Annotated in this window: 22 protein-coding genes; 14 read left to right on the top strand and 8 right to left on the bottom strand. The window is 42.6% G+C overall.

The window, feature by feature from the left end:
• Positions 1-42: 42 nt before the first annotated feature.
• From PSBA01_RS03965 to tsf, 9 genes are all read left to right on the top strand, one after another.
• Positions 43-846 (top strand): hypothetical protein, encoded by an 804-nt coding sequence (locus PSBA01_RS03965; protein ID WP_186475109.1) that lies wholly within the window; start codon positions 43-45, stop codon positions 844-846.
• 313 nt (positions 847-1,159) lie between these two features.
• Positions 1,160-2,419 (top strand): multidrug effflux MFS transporter, encoded by a 1,260-nt coding sequence (locus PSBA01_RS03960; protein ID WP_186475108.1) that lies wholly within the window; start codon positions 1,160-1,162, stop codon positions 2,417-2,419.
• Positions 2,420-2,772: 353 nt separating this feature from the next.
• Complete coding sequence (locus PSBA01_RS03955) at positions 2,773-3,648, top strand: substrate-binding periplasmic protein (RefSeq protein ID WP_186475107.1); 876 nt, start codon at positions 2,773-2,775, stop codon at positions 3,646-3,648.
• A 12-nt stretch (positions 3,649-3,660) separates the two neighbouring features.
• Positions 3,661-5,871: an ATP-binding protein gene (locus tag PSBA01_RS03950; RefSeq protein WP_186475106.1), complete on the top strand. Its 2,211-nt coding sequence runs from the start codon at positions 3,661-3,663 to the stop codon at positions 5,869-5,871.
• A gap of 62 nt (positions 5,872-5,933) precedes the next feature.
• Positions 5,934-6,296: a response regulator gene (locus PSBA01_RS03945; protein WP_058025789.1), complete on the top strand. Its 363-nt coding sequence runs from the start codon at positions 5,934-5,936 to the stop codon at positions 6,294-6,296.
• 30 nt (positions 6,297-6,326) lie between these two features.
• Positions 6,327-6,776 (top strand): chemotaxis protein CheX, encoded by a 450-nt coding sequence (locus tag PSBA01_RS03940; protein WP_058025788.1) that lies wholly within the window; start codon positions 6,327-6,329, stop codon positions 6,774-6,776.
• 38 nt (positions 6,777-6,814) lie between these two features.
• Positions 6,815-7,264: a chemotaxis protein CheX gene (locus PSBA01_RS03935; RefSeq protein WP_058025787.1), complete on the top strand. Its 450-nt coding sequence runs from the start codon at positions 6,815-6,817 to the stop codon at positions 7,262-7,264.
• A 397-nt stretch (positions 7,265-7,661) separates the two neighbouring features.
• Entirely contained in the window at positions 7,662-8,447 is a 786-nt protein-coding gene (gene rpsB, locus PSBA01_RS03930; RefSeq protein ID WP_186475105.1) for a 30S ribosomal protein S2, read from the top strand.
• 363 nt (positions 8,448-8,810) lie between these two features.
• The gene (gene tsf, locus PSBA01_RS03925; protein ID WP_186475104.1) at positions 8,811-9,692 is read left to right on the top strand and encodes a translation elongation factor Ts; all 882 of its coding nucleotides are present in this window, start codon (positions 8,811-8,813) and stop codon (positions 9,690-9,692) included.
• Between the two features lie 195 nt (positions 9,693-9,887).
• On the opposite strand, the gene PSBA01_RS03920 is transcribed toward tsf, so the two are convergent.
• The 4 genes from PSBA01_RS03920 to hflX all read right to left on the bottom strand — a co-directional run bounded on the left by PSBA01_RS03920 (position 9,888) and on the right by hflX (position 14,125).
• Positions 9,888-10,697 (bottom strand): lytic transglycosylase domain-containing protein, encoded by an 810-nt coding sequence (locus PSBA01_RS03920; RefSeq protein WP_186475103.1) that lies wholly within the window; start codon positions 10,695-10,697, stop codon positions 9,888-9,890.
• Between the two features lie 504 nt (positions 10,698-11,201).
• The gene (locus PSBA01_RS03915; protein WP_186475102.1) at positions 11,202-11,891 is read right to left on the bottom strand and encodes an LrgB family protein; all 690 of its coding nucleotides are present in this window, start codon (positions 11,889-11,891) and stop codon (positions 11,202-11,204) included.
• A gap of 16 nt (positions 11,892-11,907) precedes the next feature.
• Positions 11,908-12,342, bottom strand: a complete 435-nt coding sequence (locus PSBA01_RS03910) for a CidA/LrgA family protein (protein ID WP_186475101.1) — start codon at positions 12,340-12,342, stop codon at positions 11,908-11,910.
• Between the two features lie 349 nt (positions 12,343-12,691).
• Complete coding sequence (gene hflX, locus PSBA01_RS03905; protein ID WP_093067809.1) at positions 12,692-14,125, bottom strand: ribosome rescue GTPase HflX; 1,434 nt, start codon at positions 14,123-14,125, stop codon at positions 12,692-12,694.
• Positions 14,126-14,432: 307 nt separating this feature from the next.
• Here hflX and PSBA01_RS03900 point away from each other — a divergent pair, with 307 nt between their 5' ends.
• On the top strand, positions 14,433-15,233 hold the full coding sequence (locus tag PSBA01_RS03900) for a lysophospholipid acyltransferase family protein (RefSeq protein WP_093067814.1): 801 nt from the start codon (positions 14,433-14,435) through the stop codon (positions 15,231-15,233).
• Positions 15,234-15,364: 131 nt separating this feature from the next.
• On the opposite strand, the gene PSBA01_RS03895 is transcribed toward PSBA01_RS03900, so the two are convergent.
• Both PSBA01_RS03895 and PSBA01_RS03890 read right to left on the bottom strand, forming a co-directional pair.
• Positions 15,365-16,405, bottom strand: coding sequence for an aldo/keto reductase (locus tag PSBA01_RS03895; RefSeq protein WP_186475100.1), 1,041 nt, complete (start codon positions 16,403-16,405; stop codon positions 15,365-15,367).
• Positions 16,406-16,453: 48 nt separating this feature from the next.
• Positions 16,454-16,951: an FKBP-type peptidyl-prolyl cis-trans isomerase gene (locus tag PSBA01_RS03890; protein ID WP_186475099.1), complete on the bottom strand. Its 498-nt coding sequence runs from the start codon at positions 16,949-16,951 to the stop codon at positions 16,454-16,456.
• Between the two features lie 161 nt (positions 16,952-17,112).
• Here PSBA01_RS03890 and PSBA01_RS03885 point away from each other — a divergent pair, with 161 nt between their 5' ends.
• From PSBA01_RS03885 to PSBA01_RS03870, 4 genes are read left to right on the top strand one after another with little or no spacing between them, the layout of a single operon-like run.
• Positions 17,113-17,781 carry a DUF1294 domain-containing protein gene (locus PSBA01_RS03885; protein WP_228724630.1) on the top strand — a complete coding sequence of 223 codons (669 nt, stop codon included), beginning with the start codon at positions 17,113-17,115 and terminating at the stop codon, positions 17,779-17,781.
• A gap of 20 nt (positions 17,782-17,801) precedes the next feature.
• The gene (locus PSBA01_RS03880; protein ID WP_186475098.1) at positions 17,802-18,581 is read left to right on the top strand and encodes a hypothetical protein; all 780 of its coding nucleotides are present in this window, start codon (positions 17,802-17,804) and stop codon (positions 18,579-18,581) included.
• Positions 18,582-18,615: 34 nt separating this feature from the next.
• On the top strand, positions 18,616-19,431 hold the full coding sequence (locus tag PSBA01_RS03875; protein ID WP_186475097.1) for a Hint domain-containing protein: 816 nt from the start codon (positions 18,616-18,618) through the stop codon (positions 19,429-19,431).
• A gap of 18 nt (positions 19,432-19,449) precedes the next feature.
• Complete coding sequence (locus tag PSBA01_RS03870; RefSeq protein WP_186475096.1) at positions 19,450-20,247, top strand: Hint domain-containing protein; 798 nt, start codon at positions 19,450-19,452, stop codon at positions 20,245-20,247.
• Between the two features lie 129 nt (positions 20,248-20,376).
• Here PSBA01_RS03870 and lspA read toward each other — a convergent pair whose 3' ends face one another.
• Both lspA and ileS read right to left on the bottom strand, forming a co-directional pair.
• Positions 20,377-21,027, bottom strand: coding sequence for a signal peptidase II (gene lspA, locus PSBA01_RS03865; protein WP_186475095.1), 651 nt, complete (start codon positions 21,025-21,027; stop codon positions 20,377-20,379).
• On the bottom strand, positions 21,020-23,869 hold the full coding sequence (gene ileS, locus PSBA01_RS03860) for an isoleucine--tRNA ligase (protein WP_186475094.1): 2,850 nt from the start codon (positions 23,867-23,869) through the stop codon (positions 21,020-21,022). The genes lspA and ileS overlap by 8 nt, the downstream gene beginning before the upstream one ends.
• Between the last annotated feature and the right edge of the window lie 310 nt (positions 23,870-24,179).

The following is a 24,179-nucleotide window of genomic DNA, read 5'->3' as shown; positions in this document are numbered from 1 at the left end:
TCCAGAAATTAATAAGACTTAACTATATGAACTAGGATGATTATGACGATGCTAAGGTTCATAGGCATTTTTATTTTAAATACTATAGGAATCTTAGTAATCGCATGTACCGAGCCAGAAGATCCAAATGAGCCAGTTACTGCTTACATGCCAGCGGAAATATCAGACAAAGTGTATGTCGCTACTTTTCCTAGATGTAACCATAATGATGCTGGCGATTTAGATGAGTTTTCAACGAAAAGCTTGGTATTAAACTTTCAAGCTGAGACTTTCTCAGGAAACTTATCTGGTGATTTTCATTGTCCTTCTGAGGACTTAGGAAAGGTATTCAGAGCTACTGTAATGCCCTTATATAAGCAAAGCGGTTCAGTTGTGACTGGTAAAAATTACTTCTACTATACTTTTCCTCCAGAGTCGCTACTAGAAAAAACGTCAAATATCGAGCGATTTTATGCTGATTCTAGTCAAGAAATGTTAGTGATAGATGGTATGCCACATCAGACTAGCCCATTGAAAATAATGTTTATGAAATATGATGAAGAAGGACTAGGTAATTTTCACAACTATTATAGATTATCAACATTACTGGATAATGATTTTCTATTACGGTACAAAATTAGAATTATGAATAACGCTTATAATCAAAGATTTAATATAAGCGGTTACGATACACAATTTGCGCAAGCGTTTAAAGATGTCATAGCCGTTGATGGTAATATATTAAAGCATCCGGAGATTATCCAAGGGTTTGTTGATAATAATGAGCGCGTAATTAATTTTTTTAAAGATCATAGACAGATAATGACTCAAGAAGAATTTGACGAAATTAATAATTCAAAAAAGTAAATCTAAGCTAGAGGTCAAAGGGTTTATTTAGAACGATCCTGCTCTCAACATCTTTAATTTTAGTCACTTTTACAGCCGTATTTGGATCAAAAATATACTAGACATATTTTGATAAATTACTTTGATTGTTTTTAGTTGTTAAGTCGCGTGTTATGGCTATTGAAATACGGTCAGATAGCACGATATAACACTGTCCACTTGCGTAGATGTAGATAAAGATGCACTATTGTTTTTAAAAATATCTGGCTATTTCTATTTATCTGGTAAGTGTCAATGCAATAAAGTAATCATCACTATATAAAACGGTCTAACTATGTCTGCCCCAAAATCCTCTCTTTCAAAGAAACCTATCGCCGCCGAACGAGTACGTTCTGCTGATCTGCCTGTTGCATGGATTATGATGCTGGGATTAATGGTTGCGGTAGGACCGTTATCCATTGATATGTATCTGCCTGCGCTACCATCAATGGCAGATGATTTTGGCGTATCTACGGCATTTATGGCCAACTCTGTGCCAGCGTATTTTTTGGGTTTGGTATTCGGGCAGTTATTTTATGGTCCTTTTAGTGATCGTGTTGGCCGTGTTAAGCCTTTATACATAGGTATGACACTATATGTGATTGCGTCCATTCTTTGTGCGACCACTGACAATGAATATGTATTATTTGTAGGGCGAACGATGCAGGCATTGGGCGCTTGTGTAGGGGCAGTGGTGACCCGAGCTGCTATTAGAGATCGCCTAACCGCCAAGCAAACCGCAAAAGCTTTTTCGATTATGATTTTGGTCATGGGCTTAGCACCCATATTAGCGCCGTCCCTTGGTGCACTATTTTTACAGTTTTTTGATTGGCATTCCATTTTCTGGTTTTTGGCCGCTTTTGGTGCCCTAAATTTATTGCTTACTAAGTTTTTCTTTTTTGAGACATTGACCGAAGAAAATCGTAATGTGCGTCCTGCAAAAGAGGTGCTTAGTCAGTATTGGGATTTATTAAAAGATCCAACCTTTAACTATCCAGCGATTGGTGGAGGGTTGTTGATGGGTGCGATGTTCGTCTATATCAGCTCAGCCTCTGAGCTTATCATGGATACCTATGGTGTATCGGCGACGCACTTTGGCTGGCTGTTTGGAATGAATGCAGCAGGGTTTGTTGGTTTGACTCAGTTGAATCAGTGGTTGACCAATCGCTTTCGTATCTTGAGCATATTACGCTTTGGGACGATGATGCAGGTGCTCTCTGCAGGCACGTTGTTTTTTGTCGGTATATTTTTGGGGACCGATGCTTGGTTGCCACTGGTGCTGGCGTGTATTTTCTTTTGTATTGCAGGCTTGGGATTGACCCAGCCAAACGCCTCAGCGATTGCGCTGGCTTTTCAAAAGCAGCGTGCGGGTATGGCAAGCGCGCTGCAAGGCTCGCTGATGTTTTCAGTGGGTATTTTTGGTGGTTTATTATTAAACTTATTCCCTCTTAATCCAGTGTTAAAAATCGGTATTGCACTTTTTGTCCTGATGAGCTTGGGTGCGTTTTTAATCTGGCAGATAGACCGTAACCTAAATCTTGACGATGCAGAGTAAGTATAAGGTTTCATCGTAAATTAAGTACTCATAAAAAGCACCCATACGTTTAGAGCGTATGGGTGCTTTTTTATGTCTGCTATTAATTTGTATATAAGATTTTCTTTCTAAGAAAACTTTTTCTTCAAGTTCTATAAATATTAATAATATATATATTGTATAGATATATATGAATTATTATGTATATATAACTAATTATATATAACTGTCAAACATTATTATTGCAATTGTAAAGTTAGGTAAGTATTATCTAACGTAACTTTCTGTAAGTAAATATTATAGGAATATTGCCTAACCTCTCTAGATTGTCATTCATTAAAATGTACAACAACTCTAAGCTCTAAGGGTAGATTATGATGCAGTTATATCGAGCGTTACCCATTTTGCTGAGCGTTGGCCTTTTCGGCTGTGGCAACTCTTCCACCCAAGAAAGCGCCAGTACAGCCAGTACAGCAGCAACAGAAAATAAAGACAGTTTTGTGAGTAAGTTGCCTGATAATGCACCTGTTTTTAAAGTTGCAACTACAGGTGTAACACCACCGTTCTCATTTCAAGATGACTATGGCAATATGCAGGGCATTGATGTTGATGCTATTCGAGCAATTGGTGAAGAACAAGGCTTTAAAGTTGAGTTTTATAAAGAAACATGGCAAAACATGTTCGACACAGTAGAGTCGGGCAGTCGTGATTTAGCGATTTCAGGCATCTCTTATAAAGATGAGCGTGATGCTAAGTACGGGTTGTCTCAGCCTTACTTCTTTAACCCTGCCGCCATCATGTATGCAAAACCAGAATTAAATATTAACAGCCTAGATGATTTGCAAGGCAAAAACATCTCTGCAATGGAAGGCTCTAAGCAGGTCGATCAAGCACAGCAAATGGGTAAGTACAACAACTTCTCGACCAGAACGACTGCCTTTTTATTGTATGAAGATTTAATGCAAGGCAAAGTAGATGCGATTTTGCATGATCTACCTATCTTGCAATATACGGCAAAAAACCATCCTGAGCAAAAAGTAACCATCGTTCCTTATGAAGGGCAAGACAATCCATCAGCACAGCAGGTTATTTTGATGGCAAAAGGTAATACTGAGCTAATTAACAAAATCAATGACGGTATTACCAAGCTAAAAGCGGAAGGTAAGTTTAAAGAGATTGAAGCTCGCTGGCTTGGTGAGACATCAAGCCCAGCGGCTAGTGCTTCTGCCACCACTGAACAAGCAAACTAAGGGACGATTGATATGGCTACAATAAATAATGGAGATAACAAACGTTATCGCGGCTTGATTATTTCGATTGCACTGTTTTTGTCTTTGATCGGTGCTTTGCTTGTATTTACTTTCTATACCTCAAGCTTGCTTGAAAGAAACACGGTATTGATTGATCAGACCAACCAAGTAGCAAACAGCGCACAGTCAGTAATTAAAGATCTGTTCGATTTGGATAGCAGTTACGGTGAAGATACCAGCTCGCCGCACATTCAGCGTGTATTGGAGCGTTTGGAACAGAATACAGCACTAATTAACAATACGTTGACGGCTATCGGAGAAGGCGGCACGATTACCGACGATGCTGATGGCAAAACGTACAAATTACCGAGCGTTAGCGGTAGTGCGCAAGAAAATGTACAAGCGGCAAACGAGCAATGGCAGCTACTTGAGCCTAGAATTGAAACTTACTTAAAAGATGCTGATAACGTACTGGTCGATTCATCAGATGATTTGACTCAGGCGGTAGAGCAGGCAAAAACCTCAAGTTTGCTAATGAACGAATCATTAGATGATTTGACCAACGAAGTGTTTGATGATGCAGAACGCCAAGCCAATACCATTCGTCTAATTCAGGCACTTGGGGTTGTTGCGATTTTTGCTTACTTCTTGATCTTCGTATTCTTCTTTGTACGCCGCTTACGTGAGACCGATGCTGAGGCATTTGCTGCTCGTCGTGAAACGCAAGAGATTATGGAAACGGTAAATACGGGCCTATTCCTACTGGACAAAGACTTAAATATTGGTCAGCAGCACTCGCGCGCGCTTAACGGTATTGTCGGCTCTGATAGGCTAGCAGGAGAAAACTTTACCAACGTCTTGCGTGGTCGTATTTCTGACAAAGATCTTAAGACCACTCAGCAGTTCATTGAGCAGCTTTATAATCCTCGAGTTAAAGAAAAATTGGTAGATTCTCTAAATCCTTTGCACAAAGTGATGCTACATAACAGCTCTGATGATAAAGGACTTAACAATCGCTTCTTAGACTTTAAATTCTCACGTGTTTATGAAGATAAAGACATTGCGCGTATTTTGGTTAACGTCAACGATGTGTCAGATGCCGTTTACTTAGAACAGCGTTTAGAAAAAGAACGCTCGCAAAACGATATGCAGATTGAGATGTTAACCACTATCTTGAATGTAAATCCAAAGATCATTAATGAGTTTATTAGCAACACCCAAGCGCATATCGAGCGTATGAACAACATCTTGAAAAATCCTGGTAGCTCACAATACGAGCTTGAAGGCAAACTAAATGCGATCTATCGTGAAATGCACAGCTTGAAAGGTGAGGCATCGGCACTAAAACTGCATAGCTTTACCAAAATCGCCTCAGAGGCAGAAGATAAGCTGCATGCCTTGCAAAATCAAGGTCAGCTATCGGGTAATGATTTCTTACAGTTGGCAGTACACTTAGATGACTTACTAAGTCTATCAAATACCATTGCGACCTTGGGTGAACGCATCAACCGCTCAGCACCACCTAAAGCGGCGACAGCCAATACGCAAGCCCCATTAAGCGATTCTGCTTTAAAAGACAGCGTGGCAAAAACAGCTGCGGTAAATAGTCAGCCAGCGAGTAGCAACAGCACTGATGGCGGTTTAGATATTGATCTAGGCGGTGAAAGTAATGATGATCGACTGTCTTTTTACAATGAGTTTGTAAAAGAGATTGCCGCTAGACAAGGCAAGCAAGTACAGCTAAAAAGCACGACACTGGCGCAAACTCACATACCGGCGCATCTTGCGAAGCCAATCAAAGAAATTAGTATCCAGTTACTACGAAACGCAGTTGTGCACGGTATCGAAGCACCAAGTGTTCGTCATTCGGCTGGTAAGACTGAAGTCGGAACGATTGACTTAGAAGTACAAGACAATGGTTCAGATGTCACACTGGTCGTACAAGATGATGGTCAAGGTATCGATTATGACAGCATCCGTAATAAGCTAAGCACAGAAGGTCGCTTTAGTGAGGAAGAAGCAAGTCAACTCAGTCAAGGCGATTTACTCAAGCAGTTATTTTCTTCTGGGTTCTCTACCAAAGAAAACGCAGATGAAGATGGTGGACGCGGGGTTGGACTTGATATCATCAAAGCACAAGTAAAAGACTACAATGGCAAGCTGAATGTGAATAGTGAGCTGGGTCAAATGACACGGTTTGTCATCACTTTACCTAAAGCTTAATTAAAAACAGTAACGATATTGTCAGGGACGACAAGCATTTCATTAAAGGTAATAGACAAGTTATGCATAAATTAATGATTGTTGATGATTCAAATATTATCAGAAACCGTATTCAGCGCGCATACGATTCAGGAAAGTTCATGCTGGTTGCTACCGCAACTAGTGGCGTTCAAGCCATTGAAAAATTTAACATTCATCGTCCTAACGTGATCACGATGGACTTGACCATGCCACAAATGGATGGTCTTGAATGTATCGAAAAAATCATTGCGATTGATCCTGATGTACGCATTTTGGTCGTATCAGCGTTGTCTGATAAGGCCACTGGCATCGAAGCTTTATCACTAGGTGCCAGCGGTTTCTTGTGCAAGCCTTTCTCAGAAGAGGAGCTCGTGGAGTCTTTGTATGAGCTGATGCAAGACTAATACCATTCATCGATTAAAGCAGATGTCATTATGAAAGAACAAAAGCTACAGATTTTTTTGAGTATTATTAGTAACTATTTTAATCAGTTTGGTGGAGAAGAGCTAATTGCTGACACCCCTTACTTATTAGAAAACAAACAGCCAAAAGTCCACGATTATACAGGCGTTATTGGTATATCAGGTGGACAAAAAGGCGTGGTGTATTTTTCGGCAACTCGTCAATTACTGTCTTCAATATTGGATAGCATGGGTGAAGCTGATAAGAGTGAGGAAAACTACATCGATTTGGCTGGTGAAGTTGCCAACACGATTTCGGGTAATGCGCGTAAAGAGTTCGGCTCTGAATTTCATATCTCTGTGCCGTTTGTGTTCAAAGGCGCACCGCAAAGTATTGTGTTGCCGAACGATGAGCGTTCTTTTATCATTCCCATCACTTGGCACTCACAAGTTGGCGAGATTGTGGTTTGTTTGCAGGACTAATGCTGCTGTCACGTAATACAGATGGATATTAATATATTATGTTTAAAGTAGAAAAGTTGGGTGTGTTTCTAAGCTCGATCAATGCATTTTTTGCACAGATCGACGGCTCAGAAGTATCTATCGATACCCCTTATTTGAACAACAATAAAACGGCGATTGGTTTTGATTATAGTGGTGTCATTAAGATATCAGGGCCTCTTGAAGGCTGTGTCTATGTCAGCGCACCAAGCGTAATGTTGCGAGAAGTGATAAATGTGATGGGTGAGCCTGACTCTTCGATCACGATGATGAAAGACTTGCTGGGTGAAATGGCCAATACTATCTCTGGTAATGCCCGTACAGAATTTGGTTCTGAATTCATTATCTCTCCGCCGCAGATTGTTGAAAGCGCACCAAGTGTGTCTTACTTACCTAGAGATCGCCAAAGCTATATCACGCCATTCACATGGCGCGGTTACAAGGCTGTGATTGGTATCTGTATTGCATAATCTAATATGAAACCATTCATATAAAGTCTAAAGCCAGAAATAAAAAGCGATACGAATGTGTCGCTTTTTTTATTGCACCACCGATCTACTGTGTCTGTAACGCATTGAGGCACTATGAATAAACTGCTGGAGACTTTAAGGTATTATGTGGTAAAATACAGCGCAGCTATTTTTATAGTTTAGATTTGAAGTTTTTTTGAATCTGACCATAGCTTCTTTTTTAAACCAACCAATGACACACACATCATGGCAAAAAATTGCTGGGTGTTTGGCGACTTGATTAATTTGCGAACCATTAGGGCTTTAGTAATAAAGACTAGTCAGTAGCAGATGCGTGTCGCCAAATAGGCTGTTTTTGTGATGTGGAGGCATAACCCAACCAATAGGATATATTCTCATGGCTACAAAGAATCCAACCAAAATCGAAATGCGCGACTTACTACAAGCTGGCGCTCACTTTGGTCACCAAACACGTTTTTGGAACCCAAAAATGGGTCCATACATCTTTGGTGCGCGTAATAAGATCCATATCATCAACTTAGAGCACACCGTAAAAGCGTTCAACGAAGCGTTGACTTACGTAAATGGCCTAGCTGCTAAGAAAAACAAAGTATTATTTGTTGGTACTAAACGTGCTGCAAGCGGTATCGTACGTGAGCAGGCAGCTCGTGCTGGTATGCCATACGTTGACCATCGCTGGTTAGGTGGTATGTTGACTAACTGGAAAACACTACGCCAGTCAATCAACCGTCTAAAAGAGCTTGAAAAGCAATCAGAAGACGGTACTTTTGCGAAGCTAACCAAGCGTGAAGCGCTAGAGCGTACTCGCGATATGGAAAAACTTGAGCGTTCACTAGGCGGTATCAAAGACATGGGCGGCCTACCTGATGCAATCTTCGTTGTAGACGTAGATCACGAAGCCATCGCTATTAAAGAAGCTAAAAACCTAGGTATCCCAGTTATCGGTATCGTTGATACTAACTCTAGCCCAGACAACGTTGACTACATCATCCCAGCTAACGATGATGCTATCCGTGCTGTGACTTTGTACGTAACTTCTATGGCTGATGCGATCATCGCTGGTAAAGAATACGCACAAACTCAAGCTGGCGGTAAAGCTGAGCAAGCACCTGCTACTGAAGAAGCACCAGCTGCAGAAGAAGCTGCAACTCCAGCAGAGTAAATAGCTGAGTTAAAAAGTTTAACTTTGTAAGGATATCTTGATAGTGTGGCTATCAGCATCCATATAATGTTATGAACAGCGTATAAGCTCATAATAGGCATGATGTAGTTTTACTCGTCATGCCTTGTTATTGAATAGAGCATTATTAATGAGGCCGTTATACATAACCGAGTAGCTAATGGGCGAGTATTATCGTTCGTACTGGCTATAGCGCTATGTTTTTAAGATGTTATCTTTTTGACATCATTGATGGCTATTATTAGTAATGACTCAAAATGAGCGGTCTTGCTAGATTTAAAGCAACATTAAGATATCGAATAGACATTAATTCCTCTTATACATAACTATACTAAGGTGACTCTTATGACAGAAGTAAAAGTATCTGCCAAAATGGTAAAAGAACTGCGTGACCGTACTGGTCTTGGCATGATGGAATGTAAAAAAGCGTTAGAAGAATCAAACGGTGATGTTGAAGTTGCCATTGATAACCTACGTAAATCTGGTCAAGCAAAAGCAGCTAAAAAAGCGGGTAACATCGCAGCTGATGGCGCTATCATCATCGCTCAAGACGACAGCAAAGCGTTCTTGTTAGAAGTTAACTGCCAAACTGACTTCGTTGCAAAAGACGAAAGCTTCACTGCTTTTGCAGAAAAAGTGGCTAACGTTGCACTAGAAAACAACGTCACTGATGTTGCTGCTATCTCTGAATTGCCTTATGGTGATGGTCAGACTGTTGAAGAAGCACGTGTATCTCTAGTACAAAAAATCGGTGAGAACATTCAGGTTCGCCGTGTTGAAGTACTTGAAGGCGCTAACATCGCTGCATACCGTCATGGTCTACGTATCGGTGTAGTGGTTTCTTATGAAGGTGGCGACGCTGACACTGGCAAAAATCTTGCCATGCACATTGCAGCATTCAACCCTGTTGCTGTCGATGATGAAGACGTTGCTGCTGATGTATTGGCACGCGAAAAAGACATCATCGAAGCCAAAGCAAAAGAGTCTGGCAAGCCTGACAACATCGTTGAAAAAATGATCGAAGGTGGCCTACGTAAGTACCTAGACGAAGTAACTTTGCTACGTCAGCCATACGTTATGGATAACGACAAAAAAGTTGGTGATGTCCTAAAAGCTGAAGGCGTAAAAGTACTTGGTTTCAAACGTCTAGAAGTTGGTGAAGGTATTGAGAAGAAGCAAGAAGACTTCGCTGCTGAGGTTGCTGCAACTCAGGCTGCTAACAAGTAAGCACCAAGTAAGAACTAAGTCATATTGGAAAAAACTGTGAGTGCTGATTCAGCGCTCACAGTTTATCTTTATAACTGATGACCTATCAAGATATAAAGCGTCCAAGCACAAAAAAGCCCGTTAAGAAATTAACGGGCTTTTTTGTGTCTGGCTTTTTAGGTCACCGGTCTATTTCATTTCTAGCTTAGCTCTGGCTTAGCGTAAAGCATCATAAGCTGAGTTAGCATAGCTGGCACTATTTACATTATTGCTAGTGCCGTAACTGACATTGCGCAATCCACTGTTAATGGTGCTACTCGTTTGATTGCTGACACTCATACTGGCGCCAGATAGCCCAGCATCATTCTTATACAAGCTATGATAACGGCTCATGACTCTTTGCACATAGTTACGGGTTTCTTTAAAAGGAGGGATACCGCCGTATTTATCGACATTACCTTCCCCAGCGTTGTAGCCAGCTACTGCATGTTCGACATTGTTGTTGAAACGGCGCATGAGCCAAGCGATATATTTGGCTGAGCCTTCAATATTGTCTGCAGGGTTCCAAGGGTTACTTACATTAAAGCGACGAGCCGTCGCTGGCATTAACTGCATGAGGCCTTGCGCACCGACAGGTGAGCGAGCATTGGGATTAAAAGCGGATTCGGTATGCATCATTGCTTTCATAAGGGCAGGATCTACGCCATTACGTTCAGCAGAGGCGCGAATGTAACTGTCGTAAGCATTGCGGCTACCACTCTTGCTAGCGGCACTGCTACCATAGCCATTGCTACTATTAATGCCGTCATACATTTTAGAGTCTTTATAATAAGTGACTTTAACTTTCTTAGTGAATTTATCAAAATTGCCACTAGGATTGACGTTGGTCAGTAGTACTTGTCCAGCTTTGTCTTTATAGATATACATATTGCCAGCGTTGGCAGCAGTAGAAAAAGTAGAGAGGGCAATCGCACTTAATAAAATAGGAGACAAACAGCGAATAATCAAAGTAGCAGTATTTATCATAGTGTTATCACTTTTTATCGAATAATAGCAAATTGTTTTGCCTATAGACGCGTTATTTTACGCGCTTAAGCGGTCATCGGGGTTGCAGGATTTTATAGCTCGTCATCGATATAGCCACCTAGCAAATACCACGTTTAACAAGAACCACTTGCAATAGATACAAAAAATAATAGTTGCTTACTATAACATATAATAACTTTTTACCGCATCAGATTAACAAAATAAGTTGTAAAATCAAATTTTTATCGTTAAACAAACTTAAATAAATCAAAGTGCTATATTTTTGAAGATTGTTAAATATCTGTTTATATTGGATTACAGGCAAGCAATTTTTGATGCGTACCTTATTTTAATTCTCTAAAATGCAAAGGTGATGACAATGGTTGGATGAGCCAAATGTTATGTCTATTAGTCTCGTTACTGAGTAAGCAATAACAATAACAATAATGATTGAAATGATGAAACAGTGCTCAGTCATCTGTCAAAGCGGTAAGCAAAATCAGTCTAGATGCCTAACGCACTGATAAATACAGGCACCCAGATAGCAGTGACAATACCATTGACTGCCAGCCCAAAGGCAGCATATCGTCCTGCTGTATGGCTGATCTGCCAAGCCTCGACTGTACCAAAGGCATGCGCCGCCAGTCCAAGTGCAAGACCTTTAGCTCGATCATCATTGATACCGCGAAACAAAAAACGGGCGACAGCGCCGCCAATGAGACCTGAGACGATGATGATCAGGTTCGCTAGTGCTAATGGCGCATTGATTAAATCGGCAACACTGAGGCCAATGGGAGTAGTCACAGAACGGGTAGCAAAAGCAAGTATGCTGTCGTGACTCAATGAAAATAGATAAGCCAATGACATGGGCAGTAGGGCACCAATGACACTAGCAATAGCAACGATCAAAGAGAGCTTTTTGACAGGCAGTCCTTTAAAGTTCATTGCGGCTAGTGGTACCGCCAAAAGTACTGTGACATATCCTAATAGATGATCGAATATAGGCTTTGCCGCGCTGTAGTAGTTGTCATAATCCCATTGCAATAAAAATAAGAAGACCAGTACCAAAACGAGCGCGGTAATTACCATCGGTAACCATGATAATTTACGCGCTAACACACGTGCAATGACGTGTGCCGCCAAGGTTAGAAGTACGGCTGCTAAGGTCGCCATAAATACGCTGTCAAAAGTCATAATATCTCTCCGCAGCTCACGGCTGTTCCTTTTGCTGATTAGTCGTGCTGCTATCGGCATTGGCATCTTGATTCAACCAGCGATTGGCCAGTAGCGCGAGTCCCCACATCGGTATGAGCGTGCTTACTATCATTGTGACCATTACGCCCAACAGCTCATCTCCTAGCGCGAATAGCAGTAAGCCTGCACCCGCTGAGACGGGCAGAAATGCAAAACCACTATCGACGAGGAGGGTGTTACTGGCTTGAGTGAGCCAGTTAGGCAACCCTTTGAGCAATCGCCATATCATCAAGATAACAAACATCGCCACCAAGCCGACAATATTGGCGGCTTTTGCGATACCTGCCAACTGACAAAGAACCACAGCCGTCTCTCGGACAACGATAACCATGGTCAACGTTAAAATTAACGAAATCCATAGCGGGAGATGGGAGGAGTGAGCAGGCTTCATAAGCAGTGTGGCCAAGTCAGATATAGGTGATGGGTTTATAAAAACGAGCGGGCGATGGTATCAATGATATAACGTGAAAAATAATATTATGAACGCTGATAATAGACAGTAGTGACATTTCAACTTTTGAGTGGCGAGTATTACCTATCAATATTTGTTGAATGTATAACCGTTGATTATATAGAGAATAAGCTTACTAATAAAACTTGTAGACACATTCAAAAAAATAGACGATATCGATTGATACCGTCTATGCTATTTTAACCTACTGTATAAAAGATTGCTGTCTAACAGTATGAATCAAAGGTTTACTTATCTATTGACGTCAACAATCGTTTTTCAGCAGCGACTATTTTTCAGAATCAGCGGTTTGTGAATTGAGCGCATTAAATTCGTCAAATGCTCTTTCTTCTTCTGCTGTCATCGTCGGCTCTTCAACTTCATGTTCGTCGGGCTGCTCAAATTCCTCAAGTACTGGCATCAGCAATGTTGCTTGTGCAAGCGGTAATACATCGGTGGGCTTGAGATTGGCTTGTCCGAGTAGTTGTCTTAGTCTATCGCTTGGCAAGCGAATCGTCAAGCACTCATGGCCGCTATCATCATAGCTTTCTTCTTCAATAACACCAAGCTCGTACAAGGTATTTTTTAACTGTCCTGCATGATAGGGTAGCGTCAAATCAAAAGTGGTCAATGTGCCAGTTAGTAGCTGCTGCACGGCTAATGACAACTCTTCTATGCCTAAGTTCTCTCTAGAAGACACATAGACACGATTAGGTTGACCTTCGCTAGCATAACCAATACGTGCAGGCTCGTCAGTCAAATCAATCTTATTATAAACATTGAGTACCGGCACATCGTTATCAATCTCAGCCAGTACCTCTTTGACCGCCTGAATTTGCTCATGCATATCTTCACTAGAAGAATCGATGACGTGTAATAATAAGTCCGCCTCTAGCGTCTCTTCTAGCGTTGCATGAAAGGATTCAACCAATTCATGCGGCAAATGACGGACAAAACCTACCGTATCAACCAAGACTACACGTCCCACACCTTGCCAGTCTAAGCGGCGTAGCGTTGGATCGAGTGTCGCAAATAGCTTATCAGCCGCATAGATATTTTCATCGACTAAGCGATTAAATAAAGTGGATTTGCCCGCATTGGTATAACCAACCAGTGAGATAGTCGGTACGTCTGATTTTTGGCGACGTGCCCGGCCCTGAGCACGAGTCTGTCTGACCTTCTCAATTCTACTTTTGAGCTGCATGACGCGCACTTGTAGCAAGCGACGATCGGTCTCAAGCTGGGTTTCGCCGGGGCCACGTAAGCCAATACCCCCTTTTTGACGTTCCAAATGCGTCCAACCACGGACCAAACGTGTCGATAAATGGTTTAGCTGAGCCAGCTCTACTTGTAGCTTACCTTCGTAAGTACGAGCCCGCTGAGCGAAAATGTCTAAAATCAAACCAGTACGATCCAAGACGCGGCATTTCACCAGCGCTTCGATGTTACGCTCTTGTGAAGGCGACAAGCTGTGGTTAAACAGTACAATATCCGCATCATGCTCGCGCACCAGTTCTGCAATTTCCTCCGCTTTACCGCTACCAACGAAATACTTGGCGTCAGGGCGTGCACGTGAGCCTGTGACCAGTGCCAAGCGATCGGCACCTGCTGAATCCGCCAACAATTCAAACTCATTGAGATCATCAGGATCCTGAATTTGGCGAATGTCTAAATGTACTAAAATGGCGCGCTCGCCACCTTCATGTCTTTCAAAATAATCCAAAGAGTATCACCTATGTAATAAAGTAAATGTCTCGCTATTATCAGTTCAGTATACTTTGATATAGCGTTCATATGATTGTCTATATGTGGTCTTATCACTTGATATTAAAGGGTATGAGCACAATTAGCGATGGTTTTATGTTACAGCGATGACTGGGATTAATTTTTTATAAATCTGCTTTATTGCCCGTTTGTATAAAAGTGAGCAGCCACTGAATGGATACCCTATCACTGAGCGTATGAACTTTGTTATACTGGGCTCGTTTTTTTGACTATTAAACACCCGTTATTTAATCATGAGGGCGAAGATGAGCCGAGCTAAATCAAGCTTTTCACTCAGACGACAGTTGGGACGCGGTAAGCAAATTGCTGGCATGACCACCACCATCGCTGGTGGTATGCGTGCCGCTCAACGCATTGGAGCATTTAAGCAGCCACCACGCGAAAAACTACCACGCTACATCCAAACGTTTTGTCGCAAGATGGCAGGCTCATTTGGGGTCAAGGTCGTTGAGGTGGAGCCTGTAGAGCAGCATCACGGCCTGTGGGTTTCAAACCATGTGTCATGGATGGATATTCCTGTCGTGGGCACTGTGAGTCCAGCATTCTTTTTATCCAAAGCTGAGATTGGTGAGTGGCCTGTGTTCGGTAAGCTCGCGCATGCGGCAGGCACGCTTTTCATCGAGCGCGGCTCCGGTGATGCAGGTTCCGTATCCTCACAAATAGCTGATTTCTTAGCCAAAGGTTTTTCGGTGATTTTCTTCCCTGAGGCGACCACCACCAGTGGCAAAAAAATCAAGCGTATTCATGGGACATTGCTCCAGTCAGCGATAGATGCTGATGTGCCTATCAGACCCATTGTTATCGCTTATGTCGATAAAGATGGCACGCTCAGTGACGCGCTGCCATATTATGGCAAGATGACAATGAAGGACAGTATGAAAAAAGTGCTCGATAGCAAAGATGTCACCGCGTATGTATTGCCATTGGCACCGCTAGATCCAAAAGGCTGTACCAAAAGTGAGCTGACCAATTTGTTGCAAGCACGTATGCAAGAAGGGTTGGCAGAACTGCATTCACGAGTACTTCGTGTACCCGTTGAAGATTGATTATTTATAGCTAAGCCAGTTTAGTTAATAAAAAGGCGCAAATCGCGAGTTATATGACTGCGATTTGCGCCTTTTTTGTGTCTATAATAAATGCAGGTGTAGCAATTTATAGACCGCTGATCTAGATCGAACTAAGGGGATGGATTGGGATGTTGTGTGTGTACCGCTTCAATCGCTTCCAATACATCTGCTGTTAGCTCCACATTGACACTATCAATGTTTGATTTGAGCTGTTCGGTTGTCGTCGCGCCAATGATATTGCTGGTGACAAAGTGACGTGAATTGACAAAAGCCAATGACATTTGCGCCATGTCCAACCCAGCATCAGCGGCGATCTTTGCATATTGCTCGGTCGCTGATACCGCTTGCTCATTGGTATAACGGGCATAGCGATCATACATCGTCAAGCGTGCGCCATCTGGACGCTTGCCATCGAGATATTTACCAGACAATACGCCAAAACCAAGTGGCGAGTAAGCAAGTAGCCCCACGTTTTCGCGATGGGCAATCTCAGCCATACCAACTTCGTATAAACGGTTTAATAGGCTATATGGGTTTTGCACCGTGATAGGCGCGATCAAGCCATTTTTGTCCGCTTCCCATAGATAGCGCATGAGTCCCCATGCCGTATCGTTTGATAAACCATAAGCACGAATGCGACCTTTTTTGATTTCATCATTTAATGCTTGAATGGTCTCTAGAAAGGGCGTTAAGTCATCTAATGACTGCGTTGCCATGTCCTCTGTATAGCCGCGCTGACCAAAAAAGTTTGCTTGACGCTCAGGCCAATGCAGCTGATAAATATCGATATAATCGGTTTGCAAGCGCTCAAGATTGCCGTCAATAGCGCTGCTGATATGCTGCGCGTTAAAGCGTGTTTGACCATCACGCAAAAAATCCATTGGTGATATTTTGCTGGCAAGGATGACTTTGTCACGCTGTTTGGTTTTATCAAACCAAGTACCCATGAATCGTTCGGTATCACCCTGTTTGTCTTTGTCTGGTGGTGATGGGTACATCTCGGCAGTATCCCAAAAGTTCACACCCTCAGAGAGTGCCATGTCCATTTGCTCATGTGCTTGAGCTTTATTATTTTGCTGTCCCCAAGTCATCGTACCTAGACAGATCTTAGATACTTTTTCATCGAGCTGCGGTAACGTTGTATATTGCATTCGATTGTCCTTTCTCGTTTTTTTATTGTGGATTGTGCGTTTGGACAACTACATAAGTTGTATACCAGTGACGCCAGGTGGTGTGACCTTAAAGATTTTTACTTTAAATAATACGTCTTGCCCAGCCAGCGGATGATTGAAGTCGACTTCGACTTGGTCATCATCAATGGCGCTGATCGTACCGGGCAAGGTGTTTTTGCCTTTGTCTTCGAATTCAACCATCATACCGACTTCTGGGTTGTCAGCGACGAGCGCAAATTGAGTACGGCTAAAGTGTTGGATGTTTTCAGGATTCCATTCACCAAATGCTTGCTCTGGCTCAAGGTGAGCTGTGCGCGTGTCGCCTGCGCGTAGATTCATAAGCACCTGCTCAAACCCTGGCAACAAGCTTTCATCGCCGATAGTCAAAGATACGGGCGCATCACGACTAAACGTTGAGTCAATGACCGTGCCGTTTTCTAGTGATACTTCAAAGTGTAGGCTAACAAGGCTACCAAAGGTGATGCGCGTGTCTTCATTTGGATTAATAAATTGAGATTGAGTCATAATAAAAAGCCATCGGTTGCTGGAATAAAAGAATAAAGAATCTGAATGCCGTATTATAGTGTAAGAAATGATAAGCCATCTGCGATTAGATGTAAGCGTCAATAATGTAACGCATATGGTGTACTATAATTGGCAATTCTAAAAGATATGAGGTGTCGGTGGTGAATAAACAACAAGGCACTGTCAAAAAATGGCAGGACGATAAAGGGTTTGGCTTTATCGAAACTGAGACAGGGGATTCAATCTTCTTTCACGTGAGTGAGTTTAGAGCAAAGCGCCGTCCTAATATCGGTGAGCAAGTCGTCTTTAGTATTGGACAAGATGCAGAAGGGCGCAGGCGAGCCAAAAAAGTACAAGAACTTGGTTTTGTACAGCAAAAAATGGCACAAAAAAATCAGCAAATCCGTCAGCGCAATCATAAGCGTAGCCATCAGGCAGAGTTTGAAGCAGGACAAAAAAAACGCTCGTTCCTTGGACTGGCTTTTTATGGTGTCCTAATTTTATTAGCAGCGACAGGTAAACTGAGCTGGCTAGTGGTCGGCTGGTATGCTGCACTAGGGTTAATCACTTATATAATGTATGCCAAAGACAAAGCTGCTGCCCAAAGTGGCGACTGGCGTACACCTGAGTCTACATTGCATATACTAAGCGCGCTTGGCGGTTGGGTAGGGGCGCTATTGGCTCAGACGTATCTGCGGCACAAATCACAAAAGCCTGAGTTTCGAGTGACTTATTATTTGACCGTTGTCATTAATATGGCAGGGTTATTGTTTTTATTGGCAGGTGGTGGGTTAGAGACTTTAACTGATGTATTATCAGAGTTGCTATAAATGATAACTAAGACACACATATGGATAATGTGATTATGAATACGTCAGGCTTCGTTGGTGGCACATTGGTGCATACCGATAAAGGATTAATAACGATACAAGACATTAAAGTCGGCGATATGGTTTTATCTAGAGATCAACACAACGTGGAAGGTGAGCTAGTCTATAAGCCAGTACTTCGTACTATAATTACTGAAGATGTACCTGTGTTTTTTGCTACTTTTACACCTGAGTCTGTAGACGACTTACCATTCGAACAACTAACTGATCATAACCTTTATGTGGATTTGTTATGTACCGCAAACCATCCGTTTTGGGTGAGAGATATAGGATGGAAAACTGCTGCAGAGTTGAGTAGAGGTAACATTACTGTTTTAAAAAATAACGAATCTGCATTCTTTGAAGGAGGTAGTGAAGAAGGGGGAATTGAAGTTGTATTCAAAACTGATAAAAATGCGGTTGGTTTTATTCCTAATTTTTATGATCAATCAAACAACGGACGATTTGTTGACTTAGAAACAGGTCGTACTTTATATTTTGGAAGTTATGCCCCAGTATTTGAAAAGCTTTTCGTGGAAGATTCGGGATGGAAACAACGCTTATTAGAGCAAACCCCAGTAGAGTTAAGAGACACTGCCGAGTTTTATAATTTCCGTACAGGCTTTTGGCAAGAGGGTGCAGGTATCGACTGGGCAGAGGGGGAAGGGCCAGTTACCACTATGGTATATAACATTGAGGTAGCAGATACTCATACTTACTTTGTCGGCGAGCAGGGGTTGTTTGTGGGTGAATGGCGATAATCCTGACAAGACATAATTTTGGCGAATGAATAATATGAATAAAGATTTTTCAGGTTTCACTGCCGGCACCTTAGTACATACAGAAACAGGACTAGTACCAATAGAACAACTAAAAATTGGCGATAAAGTACTTTCAAAAGCAGCTAATGGTTTAGGTGAACTGATATATAAAGCAGTAACGAATACTATGGTTACTGAAAGTGTATTGGTGAAGCTATTAGAATTATCGATTGCAATTGATTCTTCATTACCCATGAAAGAACAAATTGAACTTCAGAGGTTAGTCGATGATCAACCTTCAACTCGATTATTGATAACAGAGAATCATCCATTATGGGTATATGACAAGCAATGGATAAATGCTAAAGAGGTAAAATCTCAAGATATTTTAATTAACAAAGACTTGATTAAATATTCGGCTGAGTCTGGCAATAATTCCTATGACACTACATCATTAAGACAAATTTATAGAACGGATAGATCGAATATTGGTTTCGTACCAAAATTCGATGAAGACATTCCTGCTCAATATGGCAGTCTAATTGATTTAACAACAGGCGAGGAGCTTCAGAATAGCGTCACTTATCAAGCAGTGACAGACAAGTTATATGAGCATGATGAGGAGTGGAAACAACGTCTATTAGAACAAACGCCAGAAGCTGATCGAGAAGGTGCAGAGTTCTTTGGTTTGCGTCAAGGTGAATGGAAAGATCCTGATACTATAGATTGGGTAGAGGGGGAAGGGCCAGTTACCACTACGGTATATAACATTGAGGTAGCAGATACTCATACTTACTTTGTCGGTGAGCAGGGGTTGTGGGTGAATGGCGATCATCCTGACAAGACATAATTTTGGCGAATGAATAATATGAATAAAGATTTTTCAGGTTTCACTGCCGGCACCTTAGTACATACAGAAACAGGACTAGTACCAATAGAACAACTAAAAATTGGCGATAAAGTACTTTCAAAAGCAGCTAATGGTTTAGGTGAACTGATATATAAAGCAATAACTAATACTATGAGTACTGAGAATATATCGGTATGGTTACTTGAGCTTTCTATCGCTGTAGACTCTTTTTTACCAATTAAAGAGAGAATTAGATTAAGAGAGTTATCTGATAGCCAACCTTTGACTCGATTATTGATAACAGAGAATCATCCATTATGGGTATATGACAAGCAATGGATAAATGCTAAAGAGGTAAAATCTCAAGATGTTTTAATTAACAAAGACTTGATTAAGTATTCGGCTGAGTCTGGTAATAATCCCTATGACACTACATCACTAAGAAAAATTTATAGAACGGATAGATCTAATATTGGTTTTATACCAAAGTTTGACGAAGACAGTCCTGCTCAATATGGCAGCCTGATTGATTTAACCACAGGTACAGAGATCAAAAATGGCGTCACTTATCAAGCAGTGACAGACAAATTATATGAGTACGATAAGGAGTGGGAGCAACGCCTATTAGAACAAACACCTAAAGACGAACGTGAACATGCTGAGTTCTTTGGCTTCCGCCAAGGCGAATGGAAAGATCCTAATACTATAGATTGGGCAGAAGGCGAAGGTCCTCTTACTATGACGGTATATAACATCGAGGTCGAAGACACGCACACTTACTTTGTCGGTGAGGCTGGTATTTGGGTGCATGAATAGAGATTGTGCAGATAGGTCAAATTAACATACATATTCAATCGTCAAAAACAGACAAAAAAAGGTGGGTTACGACTGCGTAACCCACCTTTTTTATTTATCAATTAAATTAATATCTCTAACTGTAGACGGTTATGACCGTGGCATTTCACGCTTCTTTTCCAAAAACAGCATATCGATGACAATCAGTACAACACCGATGGATATACCGATATCCGCGATATTAAAAATCGGATAATGCCAGACATCAGCATAGTGCACATGGATAAAGTCAATCACATGACCATGTAGTAAGCGATCGATCAAATTACCAAGCGCACCGCCTAGTACCATGGCAAGTCCAAGCGAGAGTAGCGTGGCTTTGCGAGGCGCTTTGAGTAAATAGATGATCAGAAACAGTGACATGAGTAATGCCAGTCCTGAAAAAAACCACTTCTGCCAACCGCCAGCATCTGCCAAAAAACTAAACGCCGCCCCGTAATTATAAGCAAGTGTCCAATTGAGAAATGGCTCGATCACTGGCACTGGATCATGAAAGGTCAGCTTGGTTTCTGCCAGCCACTTGGTCCACTGATCTATGACAATGATAACCAATGCCAGCCCATACCACATAAAAGCACGACTGCCATTGGCCACCAGTTTTGGTGTCCTATGTGTTGATTTGCTCAGGCGGCCTCTAGGCGTGGTTGAGCTACCTGTGGTCGCATGAGCAGGCTTGGGCGAATGATCAACCTCAACCTGCGAGTCATGCGGGCTTTCAGATGAATCCGTTGGGTTAGGCATAATGACGTACCTCGCCGTCACCACTGACGTTGGTTACGCAGCGCGCGCATAGTTCAGGGTGTGCGCTATCTGTGCCGATATCATCACGGATGTGCCAGCAGCGTACGCATTTAGTACCAGTGGCAGCGCTAACTTGTACCACTAAGTCAGCAGCTTCGTCTGTATTGGTCTCGTCTGCCTGCTTGGACTCAGTAGGTGCTTCGCTCATTGGCTTTAGTTCTGCGTTACTAGTGATGAGTACAAAGCGCAGCTCTTCATCAAGCTTGGCTAGACTTTCATACATGGCACCGTCAGCGTATAGGCTCACATCGGCAGACAAGTTGGCATTGATAATTTTTTCGCCACGTGCGGTTTCGATATGCTTGTTTACCATATCTTTGGCAAACATAATACGCTGCCAGTCATCATTGCTGATAGCACTTAGCTCAAACGCTGGGAACTCGTACCACTCTTGGGTAAATACGTAGCCGCCTTTATCAGCCTCACGTTGGTTCAGCACTTCCCACGCTTCTTGCGCGGTAAATGACAGGATCGGTGTGATCCAGCGAATCAATGCATGAGCAATATGGTAGATTGCCGTCTGGGCAGAGCGGCGCGGCTGACCGTCTTTTTGGGTGGTGTACTGACGGTCTTTGATGATGTCTAAATAAAAACTGCCCAAGTCTTGCGAGCAAAACGCGGTCACGTGCTGGGTGACTTGGTGAAAGTCCATTGCATCATAGGCACTGATGATTTCCGCTTGTACGGTTTGCGCGCGCTCAATGATGAATTTATCAAGACTGACCAGCTCGTCCATCGCTACATTGTCGGTTGCAGGATTGAAGTCATCAGTATTGGCCAGTAAGAAGCGCAAGGTGTTACGAATACGGCGATACATATCGATCGCGCCTTTAAACACCGTCTTACCTGCGCTCATCTCATAACGATAGTCGCTAGACGCAATCCACAGACGCAACATGTCCGCGCCCGTTTTGTTGATCTCTTCTTGTGGCGTGATGATATTACCCAATGACTTACTCATCTTACGACCGTTTTCATCGACCACAAAACCATGGGTCAGTACTTGCTTAAACGGTGGGCGCTCATACATGGCCTCTGACGTCAGTAATGACGTTTGGAACCAGCCGCGATGTTGATCAGAACCTTCTAAATACATGTCAGCTGGGTTGGTCAATTCATCGCGTTGCTCAAGTACGGCGGAATGCGTCGTGCCTGAGTCAAACCACACGTCCAATGTGTCCGTTGCTTTGTCATAATCAGCCGCTTCGCTACCTAAGAAGTCCTCGCAGCTGGCGTCAAACCACGCTTCAACACCGCCCTCAGCGATTTTTTGCGCCGCAGTTTCCATCAGCTCAAGCGTATTTGGATGCAGCTCGCCTGTTTCTTTATGGGTAAAGAACGTAATCGGCACGCCCCACGTACGCTGACGTGAGATACACCAGTCAGGGCGACCATTCATCATCGCTTCGATTCGGTTCTGCCCCCATGCAGGTGTCCAGTTGACCGATGGAATATCAGCAAGGGCGCGAGCACGTAGACCTTGGGTTTCCATATTGATAAACCACTGCGGGGTTGCACGGAAAATAATCGGTGACTTGTGACGCCAGCAATGTGGATAGCTGTGTTCAATTTTGGTATGGCTGATTAGATGGCCATTGTCATGTAGGGCAGCGATGATTTTTGGATTGGCTTTATATATGTGCTCGCCTGCAAATACTGCCGCGCTATCTAAATAAACGCCCGTACCACCTACTGGGTTTTCCACTGGTAAATTGTATTTTAGACCAACGATATAATCGTCGAGACCATGACCGGGTGCAGTATGTACCAAACCAGTACCACTATCGGTGGTCACATGATCGCCCAAGATGAGCGGCACTTGGCGGTCTTCAATCAATGGATGCTGAGCGCTCAATCCTTCAAGCTCACTGCCTGATACAGTCGCGAGGACGCCTTTATTCTCAAGTTTGAGTTCACTTAGCGCAGTTTCAACAAGATCAGCTGCTAGTAGCAGGTTGCCTTTTTTGGTCGCAACCACGCTATAGTTATGCTCAGGATGGACTGAGATGGCTTGGTTAGCAGGCAGTGTCCACGGCGTAGTCGTCCAGATAACCGCAGCGATATTACTCGTGACTTCAGCTAATGCAGTCACTTTGTCCGTACCAAGCACATCAAAGCTGACATAGATCGCGTCAGAGACTTTGTCTTGATACTCTACTTCAGCTTCTGCGAGAGCTGAGCTACAGTCCAAGCACCAGTTAACTGGCTTCATACCACGAGTCACATGACCATTGTCATAGATTTTGGCAAGCGCGCGTACGATGTTGGCTTCCTGCGCAAAGTTCATAGTCAGATAAGGATTGTCCCAATCACCGAATACGCCTAGACGCTTGAAATCTGCCTTTTGTAGTTCAATCTGAGTGTTGGCGTATTCGCGGCATAGACCACGGAATTCGGTAGCAGACACTTTTTGACCGACTTTGCCGACTTTGGCTTCGACTTTTTGTTCGATTGGCAGACCATGACAATCCCAACCAGGGACATAAGGCGCATCAAATCCTGATAAGGTTTTTGATTTGACAATAATGTCTTTTAGTACTTTATTGACCGCGTGACCCAAGTGAATCTGACCGTTGGCGTATGGAGGGCCATCGTGCAAAATATACTTAGTCGCACCAGCACGCGCCTGACGAATTTTACCGTACACGTCATCTGCTTCCCAAGCAGCTAACCAATCTGGCTCGCGCTTGGCAAGGTTTGCGCGCATCGCAAATGGCGTATCCGCAAGGTTCAGCGTGTCTTTGTAATCTTGGCTTGGTGTGTCAGTGCTTTTATCAGTCATAGAAGGTATCTTTTTAAAAGGTAGGTTTGTGTGTCGGTTAAAACCGGCTACAAGGCTCGATGTTCAACGTATTTCAATATAGTGCTGAGGTTAATGCTGTGTCGATAATACTTAATTACTAATAGTAGGTATATTGCTCATCATAGTCGGTTTATCAACCGTCATGTCAATAAATACCCATTGTTGCTCATTAGTCCACAAATAGTTACGTCAATAATAAATGGTAACGAGACGATTGCAACATAAAATATGCTAGTAAAAATAATTCAAAAAAATATTTAGATCGGCAGCTATTATATGACAAAAAGAG

This window comes from Psychrobacter sp. KCTC 72983, assembly GCF_014280455.1.
Taxonomy (GTDB): Bacteria; Pseudomonadota; Gammaproteobacteria; order Pseudomonadales; family Moraxellaceae; genus Psychrobacter; species Psychrobacter pacificensis.
This window is presented reverse-complemented; position numbering and strand designations above follow the sequence as displayed.